Origin of the sequence: Pseudochrobactrum asaccharolyticum (genome assembly GCF_003314995.1) — a bacterium.
Lineage (GTDB): Bacteria > Pseudomonadota > Alphaproteobacteria > Rhizobiales > Rhizobiaceae > Pseudochrobactrum > Pseudochrobactrum asaccharolyticum.
This window is the reverse complement of the sequence record NZ_QNRH01000026.1, coordinates 1-4282: the sequence shown is the minus strand read 5'-3', so window position 1 is coordinate 4282 and position 4282 is coordinate 1. Positions and strand designations below refer to the sequence as shown.

Sequence of the window (4282 nt, the reverse complement as noted above, 5' to 3'; positions counted from 1 at the left end):
GTCTGCCTTCCTTCCCATCGAGTAGATTGAACGCAACAATATTCAAACAAGAATTGTCGCTTGGGTAGTAGAGCGGCAACCACTCCATCTATTCAATATTATCTCAAAACCAATAGCTTTGATATTGAAAACTCTCCTCTCCTCGCCTTCTGGATTAGGGAATTCAGATATGCACCAGGAGATTTGATTTCAGTGCCTTTTTGCAGGATCCAAGCGACAACGGAGCCTGCGCTTTCGAAACCTAGCGAATTTATGGCCGTTAGCCATAGATGCTGGCTGATGCCGATAAATTTTGAGACCATTTGACTGGTGTCGAGGAGATCCTTCCAACATCTGATGCCAGATGGTGCGTAGGCTAGGATGTCAGGGCATATGTGCAAAACTGTTTGCAAAGACACTAAAGGTCCAGAGGAACGATTTTCTGGAGGTCTCTGCTTTATAGGTTCTGAAATCAAAAAATCATCTTTTTGAATCTTATTATTTATATAAAGGGATTCTGCAAGAGATTCATAATGGTGCCGCTCAATATGAGCATCGGTGCCGCTCGTTTTTTCGGCATTCTCATTGGAAATCAGTGTTTTATCCAATTCCTGACGAATGATACCAAATTGGGACAAAATCGCCACCAGCTCGGCCTTTTCAGCGCGGCGTGGGATATTATCGACGATATCGCGGAAACGAACGTACAGTTCTTCCTGAGCATCGGTCTGGGCATCTGCGTCCAATGTGGCATATGTGGCCGAAATCTCTCGCCTAGCGACGGAGACCTCATCTCGAAGCCTTTTGATGGCTTGGATGTCTGATGTGATCTGAGCCGCCGCCTGAGCGATCTCTGAGGCCTTCTGGAGCAACGGTTCGATTGAGAAACCGAATGCAAGTTCAATTTCACCTTCATTACCCTTATGTGCGTAGCGCTTCCGTGTTGGACTATCTTTACGAGAGATAATGCCAGCAGCCACTAGTGAAGCCAGATGGCGACGCAACGTCGATTCAGGCATCCCGTGGGCGCGCAAAGACAGCTGTCTGTTCGATGGAAAGACTACTAAGCCCTTCGCTGCTGAGATCTCATCTTCAGGATAGAACGACAGCAGTGAGCTGAGGACAGCGAGGCAACGGTCATTGAGACTGAATTTAGCCTTTGCGATGCAGAGCTGCTTGTAGATAACCCAGCGATTTATCCCCCTGCCCTCCTCAGAATTTTGAGCATTCAAATCCATTCGACTGCGGATAGCAGTCGTTGCAGACCTTAGAAATTGCATTTCCTACTACCTTTTATAAGGCAAAAGAAGTCCGTTCGCCGCAAACGACGTTAAAACGCTTGACAGTGATTCGTGAAAATGCGATTCAGAAGGTGTTCAAGACTTTTGAAAGGCTCTCACGATGGAAACGTCGCGGGGGCTTTTTTCTTTTGCGGTTTAGTCTCCGTTCGATTTCCTGAAGTCCTCGTATAGGCCTCCAAGGCGTTCAGAAAGCCAATCACCAAAGGCTCCTGCATCGTCACTCTTAAACGACACATCCACCTTCTTCGGCTTCCGATTCATAGTAAAGTTGACTGATTTGTCTTGAGACGTCCAGGACTTAACCGGTGAAGCCAATTTGACCTTCTGCGGCTTCGTCTTGGCTGCGGTCTTCAGGTGATCAAATGCTTTAGCAAATCGGTCGTCTGATGCCTCGATTTCTGTGAACTCAGGAGACTGAAAATAGGTCATCAGCTCCCCTCCCCCAGTCTTCTCGTACTGAGTTGCGAGTTCGATCCAACGATCACGGCCGACGGCTTTCGCAGATCCGATAACATCGATTACATTCAGAGGAACGCGCTTCGTAATCGACAGCATGCGTGTGAGCATCGGGTTGTCGGTAGATAGAGCCGTCTGAACCGTTTCACGATCATATTCGAGGTCGATAAGTTTCTGAGCGAAGACAGCGCGTTCGATGAACGACAGGTTGTCGCGAGCGCTATTTTCTTGCCCTTGGGCAATGACGTGGACGGCATCGTCGAGTTTCTTGATAATCGCTTTAACAGGCCGTCCGAGTTCTTTCGCGACACGAAGACGACGATGCCCGAACACCACCATGTATCTGTTCTCATCCGCCGGATGAGGACGAACCAGTATTGGGGTGTCCTGTCCTTGCTCACGGATCGCTTCCAGCAACTCAGTGTAAGCTTCGTCGCTACCAGACATGCGATCTGACACGAAAGATGCGTCGACAAGGCTGGTATCGAGTTCGACTATCGAGCCGCCTTCCAGGAGCTTTTCTGCCCTCGCTGCTTGTGCGGACAGCTCACCGATAGATGACAGCATAGACTTGCTCGCGCCACGCATTGCATAGTTGGACGATCCCATATCTTTCGGTCGATCCGAAACTGGGGCAGTAAGATTCATGAGAACGTCTTTGCGGGCCATCATTTTTTCCAATTCTAGCTAGTAATCTGATTTCATTGCCGTTTTCACATCGTGTACGGCTGACAATCAGTTTCTCCCCCATGATTTATGGATAAGGCTGGTGATTTCTGAATTTACTGTTTCAGCGGATTCCCACGCTCGATCATAAGTCGAACGGGTCATTGAGCTTCTCTCGACTTCGTAAAGTGTCTGTTTCGTTAAACCAGCATCTGAAATTGCAGTTGTCTTGAGCATTTGATTTTTAAGCATTTGTTCGGCCAGCATCGATTGCATGAAGCCAACCATTTGAGCTTGAGGAATATCAGCTGGTTCAAAGCGAGTTACGAGGTATGAGAACCAGTCGAGTTCAACTTTAACCCCAGCCCCCTCAATCGTTGTCAGGATGCCGCCAAGCATCAACAAGAACTGCGACATGGACATCAGGTCTAGCATCTGTGGATGCACAGTGATCAAAACCGATGTCGATGCCGTTAGAGCCGTCAGAGTCAGATAACCAAGCTGTGGCGGGCAATCGATGACCACAACGTCATACTGATCATCGACTTGTGCGAGTGTTTCACCGATCCTCGTGTAGAAGGTTCTCCCTGCTGCTGGGTTCTGTTGAATGGCCAGTGGGGTGTCGTATTCGTATTCTTGCAGTTCCAAATTGGCTGGCACGATGTCGAGCAATGGGAAATTGGTTTTACGGATCACATCGGCAAGGGGCTTACGCTCATCGTCATATCGAAGGCTGTCGTAGTATGACAAATTGCGATCAAGCTCAGGTTGGATGCCATGGAGCGCCGTCAATGAAGCCTGAGGATCGAGATCGATGGCAAGCGTGCGATGACCGGTCAGAGCCAGGTGCTGAGCTAGATGCGCTGCTGTGGTTGTTTTACCCGAGCCACCTTTGAAGTTGACGACCGAAATTACCTTCAGTTGGTCACCTGGTTTGCGACGGGGAGAGCGTTCAAGATAATTCTGGAGATCGTGCATCTGTTGGGCTGTGTATGACCGACGACCTGTTGAGGAGGTTTCCGGTTCAACGCCCCCCTTCCCTTCTAGATGCAATTTTTTGATGTAACTTTGCGAAACACCGATAAAATGAGAGACTTCGGCAATGGTAAATTGACGTAAAGTTTTCTGAGCATTCGGCGGGAATTTCTGGACACGCAGATTATCAAGGCGACTTGAAATCTCTTCCCCCTGCGCTAGAATAGTCCGCGCAAAATGTTTTTTCTCCTGAGGAGCGATATCCATACCCGAATCCCTTGAGTAGCGATTTTTTTGACGAAGTGTCGAAATTATCGATACTATGCTCCGATTCCGGATTGACTTCAAGGAATTTAAAGTTAACAAATGGTTAACGCTAGTTCAGGTCGTAATTCAAGCTAACTTGTATAGCCTTGGAAACTGAGTGATCATCATACAACGCATTGATTTCGTTATGTGATTTAATTTTTGTACGGCTGACAATCCTCTTTTGGGATATTGAGAACCTAAATTATATGCGATGCAGGTGGTGCATATTCATCAACGACCTCCATTGCAGTCTTGAATACACCACTTAAATTTGATGCCTCTCCCTGCTTCATATAGTGATCGAAACGATCTCTTACGCCATCATAATCATCCCCTTGCTGGAACAACCAGCCAGCTGAAGTCTCTCCAAGCTGGCGGATTTCGAGGATGTAATCACGGTCGCCCAGTTCGACTATTTTCCCGTATGCCTCGATTGTCTGATCCTGGCCTAAGTTCCATTCACTGAGATCAACACTGTGTAGCTCAGATGCATAAGAAAGCGGTGAACCGCACCGGGTTTGCCGGAGACCCCAACTCGTGAGAAGTAGGGTCTATGACAAGCAAAACGACGAACAAATTTTCTCCTGAAGTCCGTG

Annotated in this window: 3 protein-coding genes; all 3 read right to left on the bottom strand. The window is 47.9% G+C overall.

Annotated elements, in window-relative coordinates; all coding sequences use genetic code 11:
• Nucleotides 1-98: 98 nt before the first annotated feature.
• Complete coding sequence (gene repC, locus DFR47_RS21355; protein ID WP_113946526.1) at nucleotides 99-1259, bottom strand: plasmid replication protein RepC; 1161 nt, start codon at nucleotides 1257-1259, stop codon at nucleotides 99-101.
• 156 nt (nucleotides 1260-1415) lie between these two features.
• Nucleotides 1416-2405, bottom strand: coding sequence for a plasmid partitioning protein RepB (repB, locus tag DFR47_RS21350; protein WP_113946527.1), 990 nt, complete (start codon nucleotides 2403-2405; stop codon nucleotides 1416-1418).
• Between the two features lie 66 nt (nucleotides 2406-2471).
• On the bottom strand, nucleotides 2472-3644 hold the full coding sequence (gene repA / locus DFR47_RS21345) for a plasmid partitioning protein RepA (protein ID WP_113946525.1): 1173 nt from the start codon (nucleotides 3642-3644) through the stop codon (nucleotides 2472-2474).
• Between the last annotated feature and the right edge of the window lie 638 nt (nucleotides 3645-4282).